21 protein-coding genes are annotated in these 24,169 nt (G+C 38.1%); 5 read left to right on the top strand and 16 right to left on the bottom strand.

Going from position 1 to position 24,169, the window contains the following annotated elements; all coding sequences use genetic code 11:
- Positions 1-51: 51 nt before the first annotated feature.
- From ODQ17_RS15550 to ODQ17_RS15530, 5 genes are all read right to left on the bottom strand, one after another.
- Positions 52-1,080: an alpha/beta hydrolase gene (locus tag ODQ17_RS15550; RefSeq protein ID WP_004791742.1), complete on the bottom strand. Its 1,029-nt coding sequence runs from the start codon at positions 1,078-1,080 to the stop codon at positions 52-54.
- Positions 1,080-2,201, bottom strand: a complete 1,122-nt coding sequence (locus ODQ17_RS15545; RefSeq protein ID WP_004791740.1) for a YdcF family protein — start codon at positions 2,199-2,201, stop codon at positions 1,080-1,082. Before ODQ17_RS15545 ends, ODQ17_RS15550 begins: the two co-directional genes overlap by 1 nt.
- 4 nt (positions 2,202-2,205) lie before the next feature.
- Entirely contained in the window at positions 2,206-3,240 is a 1,035-nt protein-coding gene (gene murB / locus ODQ17_RS15540) for a UDP-N-acetylmuramate dehydrogenase (protein WP_322904880.1), read from the bottom strand.
- A gap of 19 nt (positions 3,241-3,259) precedes the next feature.
- Positions 3,260-3,763: a low molecular weight protein-tyrosine-phosphatase gene (locus ODQ17_RS15535; RefSeq protein ID WP_322904878.1), complete on the bottom strand. Its 504-nt coding sequence runs from the start codon at positions 3,761-3,763 to the stop codon at positions 3,260-3,262.
- A 370-nt stretch (positions 3,764-4,133) separates the two neighbouring features.
- On the bottom strand, positions 4,134-4,361 hold the full coding sequence (locus ODQ17_RS15530) for a tautomerase family protein (protein WP_111854160.1): 228 nt from the start codon (positions 4,359-4,361) through the stop codon (positions 4,134-4,136).
- A 62-nt stretch (positions 4,362-4,423) separates the two neighbouring features.
- On the opposite strand from ODQ17_RS15530, the gene ODQ17_RS15525 reads away from it, so the two are divergent.
- Positions 4,424-4,894 carry a winged helix-turn-helix transcriptional regulator gene (locus ODQ17_RS15525; protein WP_322904875.1) on the top strand — a complete coding sequence of 157 codons (471 nt, stop codon included), beginning with the start codon at positions 4,424-4,426 and terminating at the stop codon, positions 4,892-4,894.
- Positions 4,895-4,981: 87 nt separating this feature from the next.
- Here ODQ17_RS15525 and ODQ17_RS15520 read toward each other — a convergent pair whose 3' ends face one another.
- Together ODQ17_RS15520 and ODQ17_RS15515 are read right to left on the bottom strand one after the other, a co-directional pair.
- Positions 4,982-5,755, bottom strand: a complete 774-nt coding sequence (locus ODQ17_RS15520) for a DUF4882 family protein (protein WP_322904873.1) — start codon at positions 5,753-5,755, stop codon at positions 4,982-4,984.
- Positions 5,756-6,174: 419 nt separating this feature from the next.
- Complete coding sequence (locus ODQ17_RS15515) at positions 6,175-6,534, bottom strand: YcgJ family protein (protein ID WP_442872425.1); 360 nt, start codon at positions 6,532-6,534, stop codon at positions 6,175-6,177.
- Positions 6,535-6,835: 301 nt separating this feature from the next.
- Between ODQ17_RS15515 and ODQ17_RS15510 the strand changes: the two genes are divergently transcribed.
- Both ODQ17_RS15510 and ODQ17_RS15505 read left to right on the top strand, forming a co-directional pair.
- A complete protein-coding gene (locus ODQ17_RS15510; RefSeq protein WP_322904869.1) occupies positions 6,836-7,993 on the top strand; it encodes an iron-containing alcohol dehydrogenase in 1,158 nt (385 codons plus the stop codon).
- Positions 7,993-8,427 carry an acyl-CoA thioesterase gene (locus ODQ17_RS15505; protein ID WP_199977790.1) on the top strand — a complete coding sequence of 145 codons (435 nt, stop codon included), beginning with the start codon at positions 7,993-7,995 and terminating at the stop codon, positions 8,425-8,427. The genes ODQ17_RS15510 and ODQ17_RS15505 overlap by 1 nt, the downstream gene beginning before the upstream one ends.
- 47 nt (positions 8,428-8,474) lie before the next feature.
- Here ODQ17_RS15505 and ODQ17_RS15500 read toward each other — a convergent pair whose 3' ends face one another.
- From ODQ17_RS15500 to amvA, 5 genes are all read right to left on the bottom strand, one after another.
- Positions 8,475-10,703 (bottom strand): phosphocholine-specific phospholipase C, encoded by a 2,229-nt coding sequence (locus ODQ17_RS15500; protein WP_322904867.1) that lies wholly within the window; start codon positions 10,701-10,703, stop codon positions 8,475-8,477.
- A gap of 324 nt (positions 10,704-11,027) precedes the next feature.
- Positions 11,028-13,106: a DNA polymerase III subunit gamma/tau gene (locus ODQ17_RS15495; RefSeq protein WP_322904865.1), complete on the bottom strand. Its 2,079-nt coding sequence runs from the start codon at positions 13,104-13,106 to the stop codon at positions 11,028-11,030.
- 123 nt (positions 13,107-13,229) lie between these two features.
- Positions 13,230-13,862 carry a metalloprotease secretion chaperone CpaB gene (gene cpaB / locus ODQ17_RS15490; RefSeq protein WP_322904863.1) on the bottom strand — a complete coding sequence of 211 codons (633 nt, stop codon included), beginning with the start codon at positions 13,860-13,862 and terminating at the stop codon, positions 13,230-13,232.
- Between the two features lie 21 nt (positions 13,863-13,883).
- On the bottom strand, positions 13,884-15,665 hold the full coding sequence (gene cpaA, locus ODQ17_RS15485; protein WP_322904861.1) for a metalloendopeptidase CpaA: 1,782 nt from the start codon (positions 15,663-15,665) through the stop codon (positions 13,884-13,886).
- 265 nt (positions 15,666-15,930) lie between these two features.
- On the bottom strand, positions 15,931-17,409 hold the full coding sequence (gene amvA, locus ODQ17_RS15480) for a multidrug efflux MFS transporter AmvA (RefSeq protein ID WP_151685115.1): 1,479 nt from the start codon (positions 17,407-17,409) through the stop codon (positions 15,931-15,933).
- 125 nt (positions 17,410-17,534) lie between these two features.
- On the opposite strand from amvA, the gene ODQ17_RS15475 reads away from it, so the two are divergent.
- The gene (locus ODQ17_RS15475; RefSeq protein ID WP_005306446.1) at positions 17,535-18,113 is read left to right on the top strand and encodes a TetR family transcriptional regulator; all 579 of its coding nucleotides are present in this window, start codon (positions 17,535-17,537) and stop codon (positions 18,111-18,113) included.
- Positions 18,114-18,160: 47 nt separating this feature from the next.
- Here ODQ17_RS15475 and ODQ17_RS15470 read toward each other — a convergent pair whose 3' ends face one another.
- The 3 genes from ODQ17_RS15470 to ODQ17_RS15460 form a co-directional block, all read right to left on the bottom strand.
- Positions 18,161-19,420 carry a serine hydrolase domain-containing protein gene (locus tag ODQ17_RS15470; protein WP_322904859.1) on the bottom strand — a complete coding sequence of 420 codons (1,260 nt, stop codon included), beginning with the start codon at positions 19,418-19,420 and terminating at the stop codon, positions 18,161-18,163.
- A gap of 71 nt (positions 19,421-19,491) precedes the next feature.
- Positions 19,492-20,346 carry a MaoC family dehydratase gene (locus ODQ17_RS15465; protein WP_322904857.1) on the bottom strand — a complete coding sequence of 285 codons (855 nt, stop codon included), beginning with the start codon at positions 20,344-20,346 and terminating at the stop codon, positions 19,492-19,494.
- Between the two features lie 74 nt (positions 20,347-20,420).
- Positions 20,421-21,812 carry a 3-oxoacyl-ACP reductase gene (locus ODQ17_RS15460; protein ID WP_005306452.1) on the bottom strand — a complete coding sequence of 464 codons (1,392 nt, stop codon included), beginning with the start codon at positions 21,810-21,812 and terminating at the stop codon, positions 20,421-20,423.
- Positions 21,813-22,047: 235 nt separating this feature from the next.
- Here ODQ17_RS15460 and ODQ17_RS15455 point away from each other — a divergent pair, with 235 nt between their 5' ends.
- Positions 22,048-23,619, top strand: a complete 1,572-nt coding sequence (locus tag ODQ17_RS15455) for an acetyl-CoA C-acetyltransferase (protein ID WP_322904856.1) — start codon at positions 22,048-22,050, stop codon at positions 23,617-23,619.
- 64 nt (positions 23,620-23,683) lie between these two features.
- Here the strand turns inward: ODQ17_RS15455 and aceI are convergent, their stop codons facing one another.
- The gene (gene aceI, locus ODQ17_RS15450; protein ID WP_005073799.1) at positions 23,684-24,118 is read right to left on the bottom strand and encodes a chlorhexidine efflux PACE transporter AceI; all 435 of its coding nucleotides are present in this window, start codon (positions 24,116-24,118) and stop codon (positions 23,684-23,686) included.
- Between the last annotated feature and the right edge of the window lie 51 nt (positions 24,119-24,169).

The following is a 24,169-nucleotide window of genomic DNA, read 5'->3' as shown; positions in this document are numbered from 1 at the left end:
AAAGATTAACTCATGCATCTATCCAATTTTTTTGGATAGATGCATTATTTTTTAATAATAAAAATGTTTTGGCTTCGCATGTAAAAATGCTGGAATCAATCCCGTTAAAGCTGCACGTATATCCGCACGCTCATTAATTAATTGATGAGATCCTTCTTCTAGCATTAATAACGTTTGCAACCTAAATTTGCGACGAATAAATTCAATGTTGTAACGCCAATCAACCGTCTGATCGAGAGCACCTTGTGCAAGCCAGACGGGAATACGACAAGCTGGCCGCTCTTCCATTTCTTGCATCCATTTAGACATTGCCAAAATCCAGTCCATACCCATCATTCGAGGTTGCAAAGGATCTTTTAAACGAATGAAACGTAAAAATTCAGGATTATGATTATTACGTCTAAAGTGTCTCGGTACTTGGCGCTTAATACGGCGAATAATGCCCAATCCAACTGGGTTATGCCACCATGCTGTTTTTGCAGGACGAATCAAAGGAGAAAGTAGCAAAACTCTATCTACAATCGGATCTTGGCGTTTTTCAGCATATTCCAATAAGTGATGCATCCAGATTGCGCCACCCGTACTTTGTCCAATTCCTACCCAAGGTTTTGGTAACTGATCTGCATGTTTTACATATTGATAAACAGCCATCAGAACTTGTTGATAATGATCAAAATTTTGAATACTTGCTGGTGAGCCATTGCTTAAACCATGCCCTGGTAAGTCATAGGTAATGACACTAAAGCCTTGTTCAAGAATTTCACGAATAATGGGCTGATAAATACCACTATGCTCAAGATAGCCATGTAATAAGCAGACAGTACCTTGTATTTTTTCTACTTTAGGCTTGAAAACTTGCACATGTAATCGAAACAAAGGCATTTGAACATAGCCCTGCCAATGATCACATTCAAGTAAATGCAAACCATATAACTTACGGTAAGCTAGTAAATCTCGAGACGGTTCTTCTAATGTATTTAAATTAAGTGGACTTAAAACCTGTGGCGTAAGATCACGGTTAGGAACCGGCAAATCTAATTGTTTTAATACGGCAGGATTGAGAAATGGGATATCTGACATTAAGGTACCTCTCGACAATCACTTGAGCCAAACAACATGTCGCGAATTGTCGCAAGTAATTCATAATTTGCACGACGGCTATGATCGTAATTTTGCACACTTGGTTGCCAGCGTGTCAGTGGTGTTGGCATTGGAGCCACAACAGGAATGGTTTCAATACCATTTAAAGCAAATAGTCGACGAGTACGCGGCATATGGTATTCATCTGTAACCAACATGACCGTCGGTGCTCCACCCTTTTTCTGAAGCAAGAGAGAACTGAATCTTGTATTCTCACAAGTATTCATACTACGTTTTTCTAGTAACTTTGCATCAACTCCGCGCTCTTTTAACCAAGCTTGCATATAAGGTGCTTCAACACCGCTAAGTACAATAGGAAGCTGATTTTGTTTTTCAACTTCTAAGGTTTTTTCCAGTCTCAAGCGTGTATAACCATTAACTACAATATCTTTTCCATTTTTATCAAGAGTCAAACCACCACCTAAAACAACAATTGCATAAGGTTGTGATAACTTTTTAGCTGGAGCTGGTAAAGGATTTTTACGAACATACTCGATTTTCTGTTCAGGTTCGCTAACAGCTTTCTGGTGTTCTGGCACTACAGGTTTTCTTGCTAAAAACTCGGTATATTGCTCTGTAAGGGCCTTATTTTCTGAACTATTAATAAAGAGTGCTTCATCAATAGGGCTACTTGCTTCATCAGCAGCATCAATTTCTGAGTTTTTCACGACTAAAGGAACCGTTACAGAAGCGGCTGCCTCTGAATCTTGTTCCTTTTCTTCTAAAAGAATAATTTGCTGCAAAGCCTTATAGTTTTCTTGAAGATAGGTCAGATCTGTTGTCTTTTTTTCACGTAAAGCTTTTTCAGTCAGCTTTAAATACGCTTGACGAGCAATCCATAGATTTGAACCCGGCTCTAAATTATCATGTTCACTTAATGCCGCCTGTCTCTGACTTTCAGCGGCGACTTGATTCACATCGACCGGTACAAAATAATTAAGTCCAGCTACAATTAATTTTGAATAAAACGGCGAATATAAAAAAACCACGAAACAGCCTAATAGTACAAATAGCACGGTGACTACTTGTACTAAACGTACCATTAAGTGTACTTTTGGCATAAAACTATTCCGTATGATTTTCAATTAAACCTAAACTGTTATAAAGCACAGGCTCTGGTTCTAACATAATATGGAAACGCTGATCAACATCATGTTGTACAGCCTGATAAGTTTTCTTTACATCAGTAAGAGATGCATTGGCATAATTCACCAAAACTAATGCCTGTTTATGAAACATCCCTACCATATCGAGTTGCTTCCCTTTCCAACCCGCCTGATCAATTAACCATCCTGCTGCAATTTTAACGTTTCCACTGGCTTGAGGATAATGTGGAATTGTTGAGAATTGTGTGATTAGACGTTCAAATTCTTGAGGATTAACAATCGGATTTTTAAAGAAACTACCTACATTTGGATATTCTTTTGGATCAGGGAGTTTACTTTGACGAATATGGATTACTTGATTTTGTAAGTTCTCAGCAGTCTGATTGTCTCCAACTGCTTGTTTCAAATCACCATAGTTAAGTTTTAAATTTGGCTGTTTAAGTAATTTAAAAGTGACATGCGTGATGATGTAACGGCTCGGATCATCTTTAAAAATACTATGGCGGTAAGCGAAATGGCATTCTGCGGCTAAAATTGTTTGAGTTTCTTTTAATTTACGGTCATACACTTGTACCGACTCAATAAACTCACCAACCTCTACTCCATAAGCACCAATGTTTTGTACAGGTGACGCACCCACTAAGCCTGGAATAAGCGCTAAATTCTGCAAACCAAACCAATTTTGCTGAGTGCTATATAAAACAAAATCGTGCCAAACCTGCCCTGCACCCACTTTAACCCGAACGAAATCATGATCTTCAGATAAAACTTCAATTCCTTGAATATCAAGATGAATCACTAAGGCATTGATCTGCTGCGGCAACAACATGTTACTACCGCCCGATAACACAAGTACATTTAAATGATGCTGCTTAGCAAAATCCAAAGCTTCTTCAATATCCAGAATATTACCGACTTTTGTGTAATGTGAAGCTGTTGCATCTAAACTTAATGTATTGAATGGCTTAAGCTGTACCTGATTTTGAATTTGCATTGTGTTGAAAAACCTATTCTTAAACATTCAATTGTTTTTTTAAAATATTAATCCACGCCAAACTACTAGACTCGCATTGGTCAAGTACGCGCTCGAAGCCATCAGCACCGCCATAATATGGATCAGGTAAGGCTTGTTGCAGATATTGAGGATCATGCTCACTCATTAAAGCTACTTTTGCTCGAATTTGATGGCTACCAAATTGAAAAATAGCGCTTTGTAGCATGTCATGAATATCATCAAAGTTTTGGTGATCCATTGCCAAAATCAAATCAAACTCTAAAAAGTCCTGTGTTGAAAGCTGCCTTGCACGTAAAGACGACAAGTCATAACCTCTTTTTTTAGCGTGCAACTGGCTACGCTGATCAGGTGCTTTATTTGGATGATAATTACTCGTTCCAGCTGAATCGACAATGACATTAAGTTGATGTGCATCACAATAATGTCTGAAAACCACTTCAGCCGTGGGAGAACGACAAATGTTTCCTAAACAGACGCATAACACCTTATACTGTGTTGCCATTAGAAACTACTTCCAAACATTTGAATTAAATAGAAATAAATATGGAGCATGTAAAACCCTGACAGAACTATAAATTATTGTCAGAATCGAATTGACCATTGTGACGTGTTGCATTTTGTCAAAACTCACATGGCTTGAAAAGGAAAATAATGTTTATCAATAGATTAAAAGTTGATAAATAAGTCGATAAAGTAGCTGACCTTCTAATTTTGAATAAAACAATAAAGCCCTCCGAAGAGAGCTTTTACAGCAAAGTAGATACTCACATTATTAATAATTATATGAGTTTTAAATCCTAAAACAGGATAGCAACTACTTAACGTACAACTTATGATTTTCTAATACAGCTTTAGTAAAAGGCCCAAAATAATCATTTAACGTTGCTAATTAACTCAATCATTTCCTTCGTTGGCCTTAAGCTACCTAATTGCCACTGTTCAGGTGGATGTTCATCAATTCGTATCCAGACATGCTCTTGAAAAGCTGGATTTCCCTTTCCTTCTATCTCGACAAATAAATCTGTTATTCGTTTGAAAAGCTCGGCTTTACTATCTTTATCTAGTAAACCCTCTATAGTTTGTATATTTATAAATGGCATAATGCTACCTGAATTAAGTCTAGGTCTAAATTATAGACTCATGTTAATTGGAGCTTCCTAGAATGTCAAATATTATTCCAGATCAAAGATTTTCAGTAGATACATGTGGAATCTTCAAAATTGCTGAGATATTGAACGATAGTTGGACGATCCTATTGTTGAGAGAAGCTTTTTACGGCGTAACGAAATTTAATGATTTTCTAGAAAATACAGCTATATCGAAGCAAATTTTATCTAATCGTCTAAAACACCTCATTCAATTAGAAATATTTGAACTATCAATTTATAAGGAAGTGGGTGTACGAGAGCGCAAAGAATACTTACTCACCCAAAAAGGTAAAAGCCTAAATATTGTTTTACTTGCCATGCTTGAATCTGGTAGTAATTTTATTGAAGCAGATAAAGATGTCGTGAAAGTTTTTAAGAAGAATTCAGATGATCAACTCAAATTAAAGCTTATTGATTCATCTAATCAAATCATAGATCTTAATAATCTGGAACTAAAACTCATTTCTCGCAGAAATAAGGAATAATCTGTTCTGTTCATTTCACTTTCGTTTAACTGTAAAAAAGCCACTCGAAAGTGGCTGATGAGAATTTTTTTAAATTTAACAGACTTTTTATAAAGCTACTCCACAAATATCCTTAGTACCAGTCGGATAACTTTGTGTAATTTTTGATTGATCAAGTAGAAACTCAATCGAAACATCTTTGTTCGCATCAGTTGCTGCTAAATCATAAAAATTAGAGGTTAATGAAAAATACAAGTTATCTAGTTTGGATGGGAAAGTAGCAAAATAACCTTTGTTAACCCCATTAAAAACTAAACCAACTTGATTAGAGTTCTGATTAATGTAAATACCAATCTTTTGGTAACCATCAGAAGTAACTTCCGAAGGTAAACTAAATCCATTAGTAACTAATGCGCTATCATTTGATGTAGTTTGAATATAAAAATTATTAGTTGTCGGCCCATGTTGGTAAGCAACGATAAAATGTACAGCCTTACCGTTCTGCATGATTCCACCAGATAAGGCCGGGAAAATATTTACATAACCAGTATTGCCTAGTGTAGGAACTTTAATTTTATATTCAAAAGCTATTATTCCGGTTGTCGGTAATATTTTATCACCACGCGTATAGAGTGAAGCTTGAGAATCATTTGCGGCTAATGCTCTAGCAAGATAGTCCTGACTGTAAGCCATATAAATTGGACTTTGTTGAGAGGTTTTATAGGAAAACTTATTTCCCGTAATAGTTGGGAACTTCTGAACAGAAGTATTACCTAAAGATTGTAATTGAGTTAGGGTTGCATCAAAGTTATAAGTACATTCTGCAAAAGTATTCCCTATTCCACCAAAGCTCATTATTGTCGCTAGAATTATCTTTTTCACATCATTATCCTGTTTTTATTTTGAACACTTAGTATAAACAAGTAGGTAAATATTTTTATAAAATCCGATAAGTGACAAACATAAGCGTAGTTAACTATTTTGAATAACATCTCTGATTTTCTAATTAATTCATTAATTATTTTGCCTTACTATTCATCCATGATAATTAAGGATTTAATGTGTTAAGAGTCCGCATTAATTAAAACAAATGCTACCGCAATCATAATTGCAAGCCCATAATTTTTTAAATGCCAATAATACAACTTATCAAACTAGTTCTTATTGATATATTCAAAAAACCTAAGTAAAAAACTGATTTTTCAGAGCTTGGATAATTTTTAATTAGTAATCTATTTATCTTATATTATCTAAAGAAAAGCCCAAATATTATGGGCTTTTAAGCAAAATGAAGACAGAAATCATTTATTTTTAAATAACTTATCAGTCATAGTTCTATCAATCTTGCTACGATGCCCATTCTCAAAATATCGATCGACATGACATAGTTTCGTTTTGGTATCACAGAACACACCATTTGAGAGTGTAAATGCTGATGTATCAAAATCGCCTTGAGAGAATGCTCTGTTGGCTTTGTGAGTTCCTAAGTATTTGGCGGTAAGTTTTTTAGATACACCCTTCTTGTCAGCACAAATATATTTGTCACAAATTACACCCTTTTTTGGTGAATAGACGCTAGAGCTAGTTTGAGCCATTACTGCGGAGCTCAGCATGAAGCAAGTGCATCCAATAATACTAAGTAAAGTTTTAGAAATTTTCACTTTTTGAACCGAATAAAATTATAAATTGTTAAGACATTATATGAATTAGCAGCCTTCAGGAAAATCTACTGAACAGTATAAATAACAAAAAGCCCACCTTTCGATGATCTTTTAAATTACTTGCATGATCTCCGTCTATCGCCTGACTCTGACCACATGAAAATAGTGGCTATCTCATATAACACTCAACATAATTGCCCCAGAACTACTTTATTTTAAGATGTCTTATGCTAAGTTATTTGAAGATTGAATCTTATAGAACCATTCGACAATAATTTTCAAAAATAAGGAAATAATGTATATGAGCCATTTTCAATTTCAAACCGTTCCAAATATCATCTCTGGCTTAGGCTCTATACAAGAATTACAGAATGTTTTGTCTTCAAAAGCTTACCATAAGTTATTACTAGTCACTGATTCTGGCATGGTCAAAAATCAATTACACCAGCCTATTCTTCAAATTTTAGATACGCTCAATATTGAATATGTCATTTATGCAGATGTTCAGGCTGACCCACCAGAACAAGTCGTTTTAGAAGCAGCCACCTATGCAAAACAGCAAAATGTAGATGTCATTATTGGTTTTGGTGGTGGCAGTTCTTTGGATGTTGCAAAAGTAATTGCTTTACTCGCCCACCCCAACCAAACTCAAAGTTTGCAAGAGATGTATGGCGTAAACCAAGTAACAACAGTTCGCCTTCCGCTTATTTTAATTCCAACGACAGCGGGTACAGGTTCAGAAGTAACACCTATCTCAATTGTGACCACGGGTGAAACGACAAAAATGGGGATTGTCTCTCCAGTACTGTACGCCGACACTGCGATTCTTGATGCTACTTTTACTCAAAACCTTCCGGCACATATTACCGCTGCAACAGGTATCGATGCGATGGTACACGCCATTGAGGCATATACCTCTAAACACAAGAAAAATATTTATACCGATATTTTAGCTAAGAATGCTTTGAAGCTACTGAACCATAACTTACCGAAAGTTCTTAAAGATGGTAATGATTTAGAAGCACGTCAAAACATGCTGTTCGGTTCAATGCTCGCAGGTCAAGCGTTTGCAAACTCGCCTGTTGCTGCTGTGCATGCTTTAGCTTACCCACTGGGCGGTCATTTTCATTTGTCGCATGGACATACCAATGCTTTAGTGCTGGTTGAAGTATTAAAATTTAATGCGCCCAATGCAAAAAAATACTATGCAGAGCTTATGCAATGGCTCGACCCATACAGCAATGGCAGCACTGATGGCTTGTGTGATCTGTTTATTGACCACATGCAGAACCACTTAGACCGTAGTGGCTTGACCTTAAAACTTAGAGATTTGGGTATTGATGAATCGAGTTTACCCCGACTTGCTCAAGATGCCATGTTACAAACTCGCTTACTACAAAATAATCCACGAGACATGACAGAAGCCGCTGCTTTGGCAATTTATCAGGCGATTCATTAATGACTAAACCAGTTTTAAAAACCCGAGATCAATTTAAGTTCTTTTTAGATATTCAAACGCGTTGGGCAGATAACGACATCTATGGTCATGTGAATAATGTGACTTACTATAGCTACTTCGATACAGCAGCCAATGCATTGCTTATTCAAAAAACAGGTTTTGATATTCATGAAGCAAAATCAATTGGCTTAGTGGTTGATTCAGCGTGTAGCTTTTTTCAAGAGTTATCATTTCCAGAAATTATTCAGGTAGGTGTTGCGATTGGTAAAATTGGTACGACTTCACTACGTTATGAATTGGCAATCTTTAAACAAGGTCAAGATCAAGCCTCAGCTCAAGGACATTTTGTGCATGTGTTTGTTGATCGCGAAACGCGTAAGACTGTGCCCATTTCTGAGTCAGTTCGTGAAGCTTTAAAAAGTTATTTATTATAAAAAATGGGGCAAAAAGAAAATGATCTGTTCTTTTTGCCCACCTAAATTTACATCATTGCGGGATCACTAAAAGAGTCTTCACCCGTTTCAACTCGGCCAGCAAAACGTCGGTAATAATATGGATCACTCTGACTCGTAATTTCAAAATCATACCAATGTCCCACGTCAGCCAAAGCCCAATGTTGCTTAACAAGCTGTCCAGCTTTTACGGTAAGTTGTAAAGGCGCATCTTGTCGATATGCACAAGGTTTTACTGTCAAAAGTGCATCTTTGGTTCCTTCATTCATGAGTTCAACATAAACATCACCGTTAGCAATGTCATAGCACACTCGGATTTCAGGTTTAACACTACTATCGACAATCCGTTGAGTATCCCCTTTGAAATGACGATGGTAGCCATTTGGGCCAAGTACCCATAGGTCATAACGGCCCAAGTTATCTTTTAAAGCATCCCATTCATCATCTAAAGTTTTATTCGGCTCAACGATATAACGCTTTGGAATAAGGTCTAAGTTAAGTTTGTCATAAACATGAAAAACCGCTGCTTGCTGACCTGTATTAGAGAAAATCAATTGCACCTTACCATCCACTTTACAGCGCGCGCTGGTATGCAACTCGTAAGGTAGCGCACGCGATAGACGTATACCACTTTGCTGAATCGGTAACTTAATATCCGTTGGTACAGGCACAGCTGGCAAAGCTTCTTGATTTTCTCTTAGCTCATCTGCTTGCACACGTGTTTGTTTACCATTCAGCTGCGGTAAAACATCTGCATTTGGTGTTTTAAAGTTAAATGCACTGGTTAAATCACCACACACTGCACGGCGATATGGACTGATATTCGGCTCTTTTACACCGAAACGTTTTTCTAAAAACATGAGCACAGAAGTATGGTCAAATACTTGTGAATTCACCCAACCACCACGGCTCCATGGTGAAATCACATATAACGGAACACGAGGGCCCGGACCATAAACGCGTCCATCAGGTGTAGGCTGAGAATGGCTTCCTTCAGGCGCAGCGTGGTCAAAATATTCATCCTGCATATCGGCACTGCTTAATGTCGATTTGCCTGCGTACTGGCCATTTTTGAGACGAGATGGCGCTGATGGTGACGGTACGTGGTCAAAGTAACCATCATTTTCATCGAAATTGATAATGAGTGCTGTTTTACTCCAAACCTCTGGCACAGCTGTTAAAGCATCAATAATTTCTTGAATAAACCAAGCGCCTTGGACAGGGCTTGAAGGGTCTGGATGTTCGCAGTAAATTGATGGAGCATTAATCCAAGACACTTGAGGTAACTTACCTTCACGAATGTCGCGTTTAAAAGCATCGAGATATTCTTCAGGTTTATTTCCCGGCAATGTATTTGCAATGCCTTTATAGAGTGGATTTTTGGCATTATCAGTAGCCGCATCATAGGCTTTATACGGTAGCTTTTGTCCCGTATCTGCATATGGTTTATTTGGTTCACCACCGCTTGCAACTGGATAACCAGATGCAATATTTGCCTTTCTAAACGTACGAAATGCTCCAAGCATGTTATCGCCCCATTCATCTGGCATATTTTGATAACAAATCCAGCTTATCCCTGCTTCTTCCAAACGCTCAGCATAAGTCTTCCACGTGTAACCGCGATCTGCCGTAGCGGGATTACCATCAATCCAGTCCCATTCATTGTTTACAAATGAACGCTTGGTCGGTGTTGCACCATTTGTACCAGTTAAATGAAAAGAGCGGTTTGCATCTGTTCCAGTGTGCATAGAGCAATGGTAGGCATCACAAATCGTAAAGGCATTCGCAAGTGCAAACTGATATGGAATTTCTTTTTCTTTAAAATAACCCATGGATATATCAGTTTTATGGGCTGGCCAATTCGCCATACGCCCATTATCCCAAGCTAGCTGGCTGTCATTCCACGTATGTGGCGTACCATCTGCACGCTGCGCATTATTGGCTGTACCATCTAAATGAAAAGGCGTTAAAACTTGCCCATTACTTCTAAGCTGCTCCCAAACACGGCGGCCACTTGGTAGAGGAATTGTAAAGCGGTCAGCAAAACCTCGAACGCCTTTTAATGTTCCAAAATAATGGTCAAAAGATCGGTTTTCCTGCATTAAAATAATAACGTGTTCGACATCCTGAATGGTGCCAGTTTTATTGTTTGCAGGAATTGCTAAAGCTTTTTGAATGCTAGATGGGAAAGCTGCCAACGCCGCAGCACCAAAACCCATATTTAAAGAATAATTTAAAAATTTACGACGTGTAATCATGATCAGGTTCTTTTTATTATTTAAGTTTATGGAGCACAGCGCATTACAGGCTTTTTACCTGTTTCTGGTGTATTTGAATTATCATTTGATGAGTCGTTACAACCACTCAGCAGAATCGCGCCGATTAATAAAAAATATGAATATTTAAAACAATTTATTCCAGTGCATTGCCTTTTCATTGCTATGTACAATCCATTTAAAATCTAAAATGGCTAACATAGAAAACTACAATGACAGTGACATGACCCAAATATTTCAATCCAGTGAAAAATATGAAAATTCTATTATTTTCATATTCTGCACCAGATCAAAAATCAGATGAATTTAAGGCTTTAATTGAATATTTTGTAATTCACCATCAAAAGTTTCTATGAGACTTTTAATAACTGGCTGTTGCTGTAATAGCTCAGCAGCTCTGTGAAAGGCTTTTTCTTTACGCGCACTTTGAATGGTATATGGGGTAGATGTATTCAAAGCACCATATTCAACTGTAAATTGAGTATTCGGCCATTGCTCATTTAATGCATCAATGAGGCCTTGCTGTAACTGGGTCAGCATATTTTCATATTCTTGAGGAATATGGAAAATAGTATTGCCACCAATTTCACCAGTCATCACACCATGCTGCGCAAGTTCTTGGACGGCTGGAGAAAGCTGACTGTTTCTAAACCAATATTCCCATTTTTCAAGTGTCCACTCACCTTCCAAAACTTGAGGAGCCAGCTTCAAGATATCTTGTGGCATCAGCTGCCCGTTATCAGTTTCGCTAGACTTTTTCACAACTGCAACTGTTTCTGTTTGAACCATTACTTCGGCTTGTACAAATGACTGTTGTTCAATAACAGGTTCAGAAGCAAGATCAGGCGTATCTTGGGCCAACGAAAATTCAGCGTTAGGCGTTTCAAATAAACCCATAGGTTCAGCAGTGAAAGCTGGTTCAGGTTCAATATTTTTAGTTTGGACTTCTGCCTGAACTTGTACTAACTTTTGTTCTGGTACCGGAATGAAATCTTCTTCAATAACACTAACCGTCTCTTGAACAACTGCTGACTCAAGTCCAATCAACTCATGATGATTTGGGTCAAATACCATTAAATCCTGATTAGACTGAGGTTCAGGTTCAGGTTCAGGTTCAGGGTCAGGTTCAGGTTCTGGTTCAGGTTCAGGTTCAGGTTCAACCATAGCGGGTTGACTAATAACTTCAACAGGCTGAACAGTACTTACAGGAGCAATCTCTTGAACTGGTTGCTGTAGTTGGTGATTCACCACTGCTTGTTCATTTTGTTGAACAGGCTCTGATACTAAAATTTCATTTGGCGTTAAAGGACGGAATGCCAATAAGCGTAAAACACACATTTCAAAACCTTGCTCTTGCGTTACGGCAAGTTGCAAGTCTGAACGACCTTTACATGCGATTTGGTAATAAAGCTGCAAATCTTGAGCAGAAATCAGCTTAGACAGTTGCATGATTTTGCGATTGATTTCATCGCTATATTTCAAACTCAAATCAGGTAGATATTGTAAAATTGCCAATTCATGCAATGTCGAAATCAACTGATCAAGCACAAGTGAAACATCTAGCGCTTGATGTCTAAATTGCAATAAAAGCTGACTAACTTTCTCGCGTTGGTTCTGATGAATCGCTAAAATCAAATCATAAATAATCGTACGGTCAATCAAGCCAAGCATTTCTTTAACATCTTGATGATGTACAGAACCTTGACCATAAGCAATCGCTTGGTCAGTTAAAGATAATGCATCACGTAATGAACCTTGAGCAGATTCAGCAATTTGCCAAATTGCATCTTGATCAGCATTAATTTGCTCTTTTTCAAGAATAGCGCCAAGGTGCTTGGTAATTTCATCGACGGCTAAAGGCCGTAGAGTAAATTGCAAACAACGTGAAATAACCGTAATCGGTAGCTTTTGTGGATCAGTCGTAGCAAATAGAAACTTAACGTGTTCTGGTGGTTCTTCTAGTGTTTTTAATAACGCATTAAAAGAATGCGTAGAAAGCATATGTACTTCGTCAATCAGGTAAACTTTAAAACGACCTTGCGTTGGCGCATAAGGAACGTTGTCTAAAAGTTCACGCGTATCTTCTACTTTTGTTCTTGAAGCAGCATCGATTTCAATCAGGTCAATAAAACGGCCTTCATTTACTGCTTTACAGGTTGCACAGACTTCACATGGTGTAGAAGTCACACCCGTTTCGCAGTTCAAACACTTGGCTAAAATACGTGCAATTGTAGTTTTACCTACACCACGCGTTCCTGTAAATAAATAAGCATGGTGAAGACGACCGCGTTCCAATGCACTACTTAATGCACGAGAAACATGGTTTTGCCCCACTAACTCATTGAAATTACGTGGACGGTATTTTCTAGCAAGTACTTGATACATGTATGCTCCTTGTTACAGGCATAAGCATACTTTGTTTTTAAAAGAGTGTGAACGCATAAAGCTCATATCCGTACAGATAAACTGCGAACTGACTTCTTTTCTCTACCAGAACCATTTATTTGTTTAAGGATGATCATGATGAAGCTCTTGATCAGTTACACCTTCATCCATGGTTTGGACCAGCCCTACACCATCCTTAATTTCAGCCGAATAATTTCCTTTCTCGGTAAAAATCTGCATGATCGTATAGTGATCTTTTTGACTTTGAGTAATCGTAAAGAAATTCTGATTTGGATCGCCCTGATCAAATTTTCCAGTCCACCGAACAATATCTTGGTCAACAGGTTCGATCTCTACAATTTTCCCTGTGCGATTAATGCCATATTCCAACATTTGAAACTTAACAGTGTCACCCACTTTTTTAAGTTCAATCACATTTGGATCATATTTAATGATCATACCTTTAGCATTCTTAATCAGTGGAAAATTAAGATTAGAAGGCAATTGATCCTTTTCTATTTCCTTAAAAACAATCTGTTGTTGAGACAATCTTTCTTTTTCGGACGTACTCAAATTCAGTATATTTTGACGAGCAAATTCATTCTGACTATTTGCCACTTTTGACCCAGACTCATGCTGACTTTCTAAAGACGACGTTAAAGCAGAAGAACTTTGCTGTGAAAAAGCAAACCAGATTAAAACTGCTAACACCACACAAGCGATAGCAGTTCCTATTAACAATTTATTTTTCTTCATTATTTACAGCTAAAATAGAGATTAGTTATATAGAGAAATTTTCTGCGCATTCAGGTTAATGACACTGACAGCATCAATCTTCCCTTCTTCACCTAAACGTACACCATATTTAGGGTTGTATAGATACGGGCTAGAGTAAAAATTAATATTATTACCACCCATTGCTGTACTTCCTAACGGATGAGCAAAGCCCGAGCCAATATTGGTTGAACCATTATGGTACAGGCCAAGATTGTGTCCGACTTCATGGCGCATAGCCGCAAAAGAACAACCTGCAATATCATTTGCGCCAATCATGTTATATGCAGAAGCATTGATCCAAGCCCAACCACAACCGCCATCACCTGGTTCATTACCTTGATAATAAACACCGTCTGCCAATACACGTTTTCGCTCATTTTGTACCGTCGTGTCATCTCGTCCAGTCGAAATTGCTTCTTTTAAAGTGGTAGCAGGGATTTTATAAGTTAAATAGCCCACATCTCTTAAGTAAAAACGTGCATTCGAATTTTCAGCAGTTAAATTTGTTAAATTTACGCCTTCAATCATTCTAAGTTTTGCAGCGCTCTCACCTAAAATTGAGTTTACTTCTGGACTAGAAACCAACAACATATCAATTGAATAACTATCTACTGTCCAGCCTTGAGCGGTGTAAATAAAACGGCGATTTTCACCATTTTTAATTGCAGTAGACAAGCCATTAGCCGCATTAATATAGGTGTCTGCCGACGCATTCGATACAATAACCACCTTATCCCCGACTTGAGCTTTAGCGGGTAGCTGCAAGGTCGGTTGCCAATTTGATGTAGACAGTTTCACCTTTAAAGTGGGCTGAGTCATATTCGGTAAAGTTGCCGGGATTGTTGCCGATGAATCAATCACCTTTGTTGGTGAAGAGATCAGCTGCCAATATCCTTTGTCGCTTACATACATAAACTCATATTGATCGCCTGTTTTAAGCATTAAAGTCGCTTGGCTATTAATATTGGTGTTATTAATTTTTGCAGACCAAGTCGCTGTAGACTTGATAATAATTCTATCTCGATCACTTGCAGTGGTAGGCAAAGTGAAATTGGAAACCCAATTTCCATCTCCAAATGAAACTTCCGTTAGCGGGCTACTTACCGCAGCTAAAGAAGTTCCAATTTGCTGAACATTTAGCTTCTGAGGTTTTATATATTCTGGCACCCATTTTCCTAAAGCAGAATAATATTTAAACCAATATTCAGAGCCATTTTTTAATGTAAAACTGCTCGGGAATAGTAAATTTGTTTTATCAATCTCTGAGCTTGCACTTGCTGTAGAAACAACTTGTACGGTTGTTCCGTCACGTACATCACTTGGCAATGCAATGGTTTGTGCCCATTTGTCATTTTGAATGAGTACTTTTTGCATTGATGCAGTTGTTAATGGAACGACTTCATAAGTCGCACCATTGGTAGGACTCACTGTCGCTAACTGAGCGATCCATTTATTTTGACTGCTATTAAAGATGAATTGATAAACATCTCCACTATTTATCTTCAACACTTCTAACGGAATATTCGTATTAGAAGTATCTAAATAACTACTATAGGCGGCACTAGAACGAATTGTAATCTTGTCCGAATTATTAGCGCTTGCCGTTAAAGAGAGATTTTTGACCCAATTCCCATTTGCTAAAGAAAATTCTAAATCTGAATAACCAGATGGAATTGATCCACTATTATTATTCTGATTTGGTGAAAGTACAGTTGCGGCATATACAAGTGAAGACGCAACAATTGCTCCAATAATGAGTGATGTTTTTAATTTAAAATTCACAGCAGCCTCTTTTATTTGTTTTTAGATTTTCGAATAGCAGGTTAACAAACCATTTTTTTACAGTCAATTTTCGATCAATGCATTTTTCATTAAATTTCAATTACATGAATATTGAATCATTTTGAAATAAAAACATGAAACCTATTAAAGAATAGTTTGTTTATGAGAATTAAATAACTAAATTTATTATAAAGAAAATATTAAAAAAGATATTTAAGGATAAAAAGAAAAATCATCTCTCTTTTTATCCTCTATTTTGAGTTTCTTAATTTACTTTCTTTGGAAAGCTAAACCAGACAAATACAGTTAAAAGGAAGAAACAAATGGCAGAGATTGTAAGCACCCAACTATGCGCATAGCTAAAAGCTTGCTGAGCAACTGCAATCAATTGCCCTCCCAAAGGGCTTTCAAGGTTAGAAGCTAATTGCATGGTTTCACCAATCGAGATACTCGCTTTTTCAATTAAGTTCGACGGAAGCTCTGCTGGTAAAATAATTGAGCGGCTATAAAACCAAGATAACATTAACCCAAAAATAGCGACGCCTAAACCAGCTCCAAGCTCATAGGCCATACCTTCAATCGCACCTGCTGCACTTGCCTTTTGAGGTGGGACGGATGACATAATGGCAGCAGTTGAAGCCAGTAAGGCAATTTCGATGCTAAAGCCTAAAAAGACCATACACGTCCACGCTAAAAAGTGATCGGTCGAAAAGTTAAGCTGAGCAAGCCCCCATAGACTAAATCCACTTATTAAAATACCAACAGTAGATACAAGTCTTAGTCCCCATTTATTTAAACAGATTCCAGCTAATGGACCACCTAAACTAATCGCGATCATGAATGGAATAATAAACATGGCTGCCTGTAATGGTGAAAACCCATGTACAAACTGCAACTCTTGAGACAAGAGTAATTCAAAGCCAACCAAAGCAATCATGGAAACAACAGCCATAACAATGCTGGTAGAAATCACTGGATGTTTAAATAACTCCAAATCAATCATTGGCGTGGTCGTTCTTTTTTGGCTTCGAATGAAGTGGATTAAAGTACTTATTCCAACCACAAACATTACGACTGTAAGTACCGAGAAGTTGTACATTGCCGATTTGATTGAATAGATGAGGCTTAAAATTGCCACGACTAAAATTAAAGCTTGCCCTAAGTTAATTGGCTGATCAGTTTTCTCTTGTTGTTTTGGAATGATCATCGCGATCATGACCAGAACCACTAAAATAATCGGGATATTGATGAGGAATACAGCTCCCCAATGAAAATGTTCTAGTACAAATCCACCAACTAATGGACCAAAAGCTGCTCCGCCACCACCCACTGTAGACCAAAGACCAAGTGCAAAATTTCTCTGCTTTTCTTCGGTAAAAGCATTACGAATGCCTGATAAAGTGGCAGGAATAAGCATCGCTGCCCCTAGACCTAAAACAGCACGGGAAGCAATTAAGGCGTAAGCTGTTGGAGAAAAAGCCGCAGCTAACGAACCGACTCCAAAAATTGCAGTTCCAATAAATAATAATTTTTTAAAGCCAATACGATCACCAAGTGCACCCATCGGTAAAATCAAACCCGCCATAATCAGTGAATAAATATCAATGACCCATAAAAGCTGATTGGCAGTTAAATTCAATGCTGCACTTAAAGAAGGTGTTGCAACATGCATCACCGTTGCATCAATCGTAACTGGTAAATATATAAGGACGATAATTGTCAGGATTAACCATTTTTTTTGCATAACGCTCTTCAATATCCAAAACTTGGACATGTGTTCAAATTATGGTTATTATATACACAATTGGACACTTGTCCAACTTTTAGTTTTAATGTAATTTGTGTCGAATTCAGTCAGGTGAAAGAAACATGGCCTATCTTAATCGCGATCAACGCAGAGAAATGATTCTGCAAGCAGCCATGCAAGTTGCTTTGGCTGAAGGTTTTACAGCCATGACTGTACGCCGAATCGCAACAGAAGCACAAACATCAACAGGACAAGTTCACCACCACTTTTCTTCGGCCTCTCATTTAAAAGCTGAAGCTTTTTTAAAGCTCATGGAACAGCTTGATGAAATTGAACAAACCCTAAAAACGACTAGCCAATTTCAAAGGCTATTCATCTTATTAGGTGCAGAAAATATAGATAGACTTCAGCCCTATTTACGCTTATGGAATGAAGCAGAACTCTTAATTGAACAAGATGTTGAAATACGAAAGGCTTATAACCTTGCTATGCAGAATTGGCATCAAACAATTGTGCAAGCGATTGAATCTGGTAAAAAAGAAGGTGAATTTAAAAATATATCTAATTCAACAGACATAGCTTGGCGGCTCATTGCCTTTGTATGCGGATTAGAAGGTATTTATCAACTTGGTTTACAAGGTTTAGCTGAAGAAGACTTCAAGCGTCATACTGAAGCAATTATTCGCCTAGAATTATTATAAATATAGAAGCTGGTATTAATTAGAATACCAGCTTTAAAACACTAAAATTAGAACCAGCCTTTACGGCCTTTTAAAATTTGGTCAGTGCAACGTAAGGCTTCTTGAGTCAGTCCCCACAAACGGTAATCACCCGTGATTGAACCAATTTGAAAGTTATGAGTATAGGCAAAACTCAGGTCGCGCTCAGGATCGCACCACGCTCCTGAACCATTGTAACCAATATGTCCAAAGCCATTTTTAGCGCGTTTACCCATAGTAATAATGCGGTGATATCCTAAACGCCAATTCATCGGAATTGGCATGACACGATCACGTGCATAACTTTGGATAGTACTGAGCTCTTTAAATACTTCTGGGCGAATAAATTGCTGTCCCTCCCATTCACCGTGATTTGCTAGCATCGCATAAATTTTAGCAAGACTATTTGCAGTAAATGTACCGTTTGCTGCTGGAATAACTGCTTGTAATCCCTCATCACTAAAGAAACTAAAATGCTTCATTCCTTTTGGAATCATGGCATCCTGAAAATCTTGAGGGTCTTGTCCAGTCCAAGTAATCATTTTTTCAGAGAGTGAGCTCTTGCGCGTCTGTGGCTTTTTAGGTTTTTCAACTTGAGTAGACACTGGTTTTTCTGGTTTTGGTTGAATTATTAAACGTGCTACACGGTCTAGCTCACTTGCAGGCGTACCAAAATAAGCGCCGTCTAACTGTAACGGTTCAACAAGATATTTTTTCATGAGCTGATCTAAAGATTGACCAGTTGCTTTTTCAAGTACTCCACCGACAAGCCAACCAAATGTTAAAGCTTGATACGCATTGCCCTCTCCGGCAAGGAATCTAGGCTTAGTCGCTGCAATCACATTTAACATATGTGACCAGTCGAGCATTTCTCTTGCACTTTCGATGATATTACGAATATCAAACATGCCACTTTGATGACTTAGCACATGACGTAAAGTCATTTGCTCTTTACCATTTTGAGCAAACTCAGGCCAATAAGTCGCAATCGGTTTGTCGTATTCTAAAAAACCTTCACTTACTAAAATATGCGCTAAAGTTGCGAGTACGCCTTTACCTGTAGAGTAGCAAACTGCCAAAGTTTCAGGTTGCCAAGCTTCATTTTGTGATTTTAGACCAGTGTAGATATCTACAACTTTCTGGCCTCTAAAATAAACCGCTAATGCAGCTCCACCTTGTCCTGTTCTAGCATCTTGAAGACGGCTAAATTGGTGGGCTAAATCAATAAAACGTTCATCTAAAATACCATGATAGTTATGGGTATCGGCCAGTAAAATTTCTTTAATCACATGAAGTTCCTTGCATTTTTTGTTATTTTGCTCAAAAGCAGCCCAAACATCTGTTCAGGCTGCTGATATTTTTATAATGCTTTTACAGTTCCTGCAACATGCGGTTTTTGTGATTTTGCATTACGAATCAAGAAATCAGTCTTTTTATCTGCATTGGCAGTTAAAAACTCAACTTTTGACGGTAAGAACATTGGTAGCTTAAACCACACATCTGCTTCATAAGCATTTGGTAATTCAAGGTTCGCTAGTGCTTTAGCTTTACTCCACATGCCATGTGCAATTGCTTGCTTAAAGCCAAATGCTTTTGCAGTAATGGCATGAATATGAATTAAGTTAAAATCACCAGACACTTTCGCATAACGGCGACCTGTGTTTTCTAAAATATCCCACTCTGCCTTTGGAACATAGGCTGGTGTTTGTTCTTCTTTGGCTTTCTCACCCACTCTTTTCTCAACTTTTTGGCGAGATAAATAAGTCGTTAAGCCTTCCATCACCACTTCATTGCCAACTTTAGCCGTGGTAATAAAGTCAAACTGAACACCTTTATCATGCGGTTTTAGTTCCCCAAATTTACATGACAGAGTGAGTTTTTCAGTTACCCCAATTGGTCTGGTTTGTTTGATCTGGTTACGGATATGAACTAAACCTAAAATTGGAAATGGAAAGGCTTCTGCCGTCATCATGTGCATTTGCAAACTTTGAGAAAGCACCGCCAAATAAATTGCGGGTACAAAGCCATTATTTTGAAAGCCACATACTTCGTTATAAGCTTTAAGATGGCTCTGATCAATTTCTAGTGTATCTACCACATATTCAACTTGCGGTAAGATTTTTGGACCTTTCGGCTTTTTAAAAATTAAACCTTGCACCACTTTTGGGTAAGCCAATGCCGCTTTTGGTAGCTGGCTAAAATGACGAGTATTCATACCTAACCTTTTATAATTTATAGATTCTTGAATAAAAAAGGGATGCACAAGCACCCCTTTTTAGCTAAAAGTGCTTAAGCGCCCAACAAGCTTTGACCACACACACGTACAACGTTGCCGTTTACGCCTGTAGAAGCAGTTGATGCAAACCATGCAATCGTTTCTGCTACATCAACAGGTAAACCGCCTTGTTGCATTGAGTTCATACGGCGACCAGCTTCACGAATTGCAAATGGAATCGCAGCAGTCATTTGTGTTTCGATGAAGCCCGGTGCTACTGCGTTAATGGTAATACCATTTTTTAAGATAGGCGCAGTAAATTTAACTAGACCAATTACACCAGCTTTAGATGCAGCATAGTTTGTTTGACCAAGGTTACCAGCAATACCACTAATTGATGATACACAAACAATGCGGCCATTTGCATTTAGACCATCGTTTTCTAACAAGTAGTCATTTACACGTTCAGCAGCAGACAAGTTAATGTTAATTACTAAGTCCCAAAGCTCTGGCTTCATGTTTGCCAAAGTTTTGTCACGTGTAATACCCGCGTTATGAACGATAATATCTAAACCGCCTTGTTTTGCCGCAGCAGCCTTAATTTTTTCACCAGCATCAGCAGCAGTAATGTCAATTGCCAATGTAGAACCACCAATGTCAGCCGCTACACGGTCAAGGTCAGCTTGTTGTTGTGGTACGTCTAAACAAATAACATGAGCGCCATCACGTGCAAGCACATGTGCAATTGCTTCACCAATACCACGGCTTGCACCAGTTACTAACGCAGTTTTTCCAGCAAGTGGTTTTGCCCAATCAACATCAACTACATCTGCTTTAGATACACGAATTACTTGACCAGATACATACGCTGAACGTGGAGAAAGCAAGAAACGTAAAGTTGATTCAAGGTTTGCAGCAGCACCTTCGTCAACATAAACAACTTGAGCAGTAATACCCTTTTTAAATTCTTTACCTACAGATTTGATAAAGCCTTCAAGTGCACGCTGAGCAATCGCTTGTTTTACAGTTTTTGCAGTTTCAGGAGTTGTACCAATGACAATAACACGACCAGAAGTCGCAACTTGACGTGCAATCGGGTTAAAGAATTTATAAAGTTCGTTTAACTGTTCTGAGTTTTGAATACCAGAAGCATCAAATACGACTGCTTTGAATTTTGATTCTTTGTCGCCTGCATTGAATGGGCGTAAATTTAAACCAACTTTTGCAGCTTCTTGCTGTAATGCAACATTATTGCCTACATAGCTGTCAGCATGAATATTGCTAAGTACTTGTGCAATCGCACCAGACAATACACTTGATGGCGCTGCGCCAACCAATACTGCACCATTCACTACTGGCTGAGCACTTTCAAAACGCTCTAATGCAACTGGTGATGGTAAACCCAGATTTTTAACAACGAATTTACCAATAGGAGATTGTGTAAATGCTTGGTATTGATCAGTCATGATTATTATCTCTCAAAGAAATGAATTTTCTACGACAGGCTTCATTATGTTATGAGATGAATAGCAACAATATGAAATCAGTCGTTCATTAGAGTTACTCCAAATCATACTTGAGTTCATCTTTGGATGTCTTGACCTGAATGCTATCTACAATGTCATTCTAGTCAATACAGGTCTATTTGAATTGTGTTAATGTAGCTTATAAGAATATCGTTAATATGCTTGGAAAAGCCTTATGAGCAAGACAACTCAAGAAAATCCAGCAGTCGAGAATTCTGCTGAGGAAAAAGTGTCAAATACATCAAAGCCGGCTTCTAACACGGCTAAGCGTAACAGCACAACTCCTAAAGCAGCAACTAATACTCCAAAAACGACACGTACTCGTTCAACGACTGCACCTGCACGTAGCCCTCGTAATAAGAGCGCTGCTACAGCAACCCCATCTACATCTTCTAATAATGTAGTTGCAGCACCAAAAGCAACAAAAACCAAAACTTCTGTTCAACAGGATAAAACCATGAGCCAAAACACTGTTCGCCGCGTTGCAATTATTGGTGGCAACCGTATTCCATTTGCACGTTCAAATACTGCTTATTTTAAAGCGTCTAATTCTGACATGCTGACAGCAGCATTGAATGGTTTGGTTGAGCGCTTTAACTTACAAGGTAAGCGTATTGGTGAAGTCGTTGCGGGTGCTGTTTTAAAACATAGCCGTGACTTCAACATGACTCGTGAAGTTGTATTGAGCACAGATCTTGCTCCTGAAACTCCTGCTTATGACATTCAAATTGCTTGTGGTACAGGTTTACAAGCTGCTTTTGTTGTTGCAAACAAAATTGCACTTGGTCAAATCGATGTAGGTATTGCAGGTGGTGTAGACACAACTTCTGACGCGCCGATCGCTGTAGGTGATGGTTTACGTAAAGTTTTACTTGAGCTCAATGTTGCTAAAACTGGTAAAGATCGCCTTAAAGCTTTAACAAAAATTGATTTTAAAAAGCTTCTTGATGCACCAAGCAATGGTGAACCACGTACTGGCCTTTCAATGGGTGAGCACCAAGCAATTACTGCTTTAGAATGGGGTATCACTCGCGAAGCGCAAGACGAGTTAGCTGCAAGCAGCCATCAAAAGCTTGCTGCTGCTTATGAACGTGGTTTCTTTGATGACTTAATCACTCCATTCTTAGGTCTTAACCGTGACAACAACTTACGTGCAGACAGCACAGTTGAAAAACTTGCTAAATTGAAGCCAGTTTTCGGTAAAGGCGAAACTGCAACAATGACAGCGGGTAACTCAACTCCGTTAACTGACGGTGCTTCTGTTGTATTGCTTGCTTCTGAAGAATGGGCAAAAGAAAACGGTCATGAAGTTTTAGCTTACCTTTCTTTCTCAGAAACAGCAGCTGTTGACTTCATTGGTAAAAATGGTCCTAAAGAAGGCTTATTAATGGCTCCTGCTTATGCAGTACCTCGTATGCTTAAGCGTGCAAACCTTAAACTTCAAGATTTCGATTTCTACGAAATCCATGAAGCATTTGCATCTCAAGTGTTGTCTACGTTGAAAGCTTGGGAAGATGAAAAATTCTGTAAAGAACGTCTTGGTTTAGATGCACCTTTAGGTTCAATTGACCGTTCTAAACTGAATGTAAAGGGTTCATCTTTAGGTGCAGGTCATCCATTTGCTGCAACTGGTGGTCGTATCTTGGCAACTGCTGCTAAATTGATTAATCAAAAAGGTTCAGGCCGCGCATTAATCTCGATCTGTACAGCAGGTGGTGAAGGTGTTGTAGCAATCGTAGAGAAATAATTCTACGGTTCACCTTTAAAAAAAGCACCCTGATGGGTGCTTTTTTAGTTTAACAACTTAATTTTTAATGAAGTGATGCTGCTTTAGCATCTGGGAAAAACTTATCTTCGATATGGTCATAACACCACTGGAAAATAAAGGTATAAACCAAAATACATAAGGTTAAACCAATATCTAAAATAAGTGCATCAATGACACTCATCTGAAGCATATATGCAATCATCGGTACTGTTGCAATCAACAAGCCACCTTCAAAACCAATCGCATGTAAAATCCGCACAGGGATCGTTCTTTCCCAATTATATTTATGCTCTACTTTTTCGAAATAGTGGTTAAAAATCATATTCCAGAAAACAGAAACAACTGCCATAAACACACCGAGTGTACCGGTTACATCCATTGGCATATCAAAAATAAAGCTTAATGCAATCGCAATGATGACCAATAAAATTCCTTCATAACTGATTGCATGAATGAGTCTTCTCTTGGAAATCAACATTTTTAAATACTCAATAATAGCTTGGATAATGTGCATTTTATTTTTATAATA

It is taken from the genome of Acinetobacter sp. IRS14, assembly GCF_034650275.1.
Lineage (GTDB): Bacteria > Pseudomonadota > Gammaproteobacteria > Pseudomonadales > Moraxellaceae > Acinetobacter > Acinetobacter oleivorans.
This window is presented reverse-complemented; position numbering and strand designations above follow the sequence as displayed.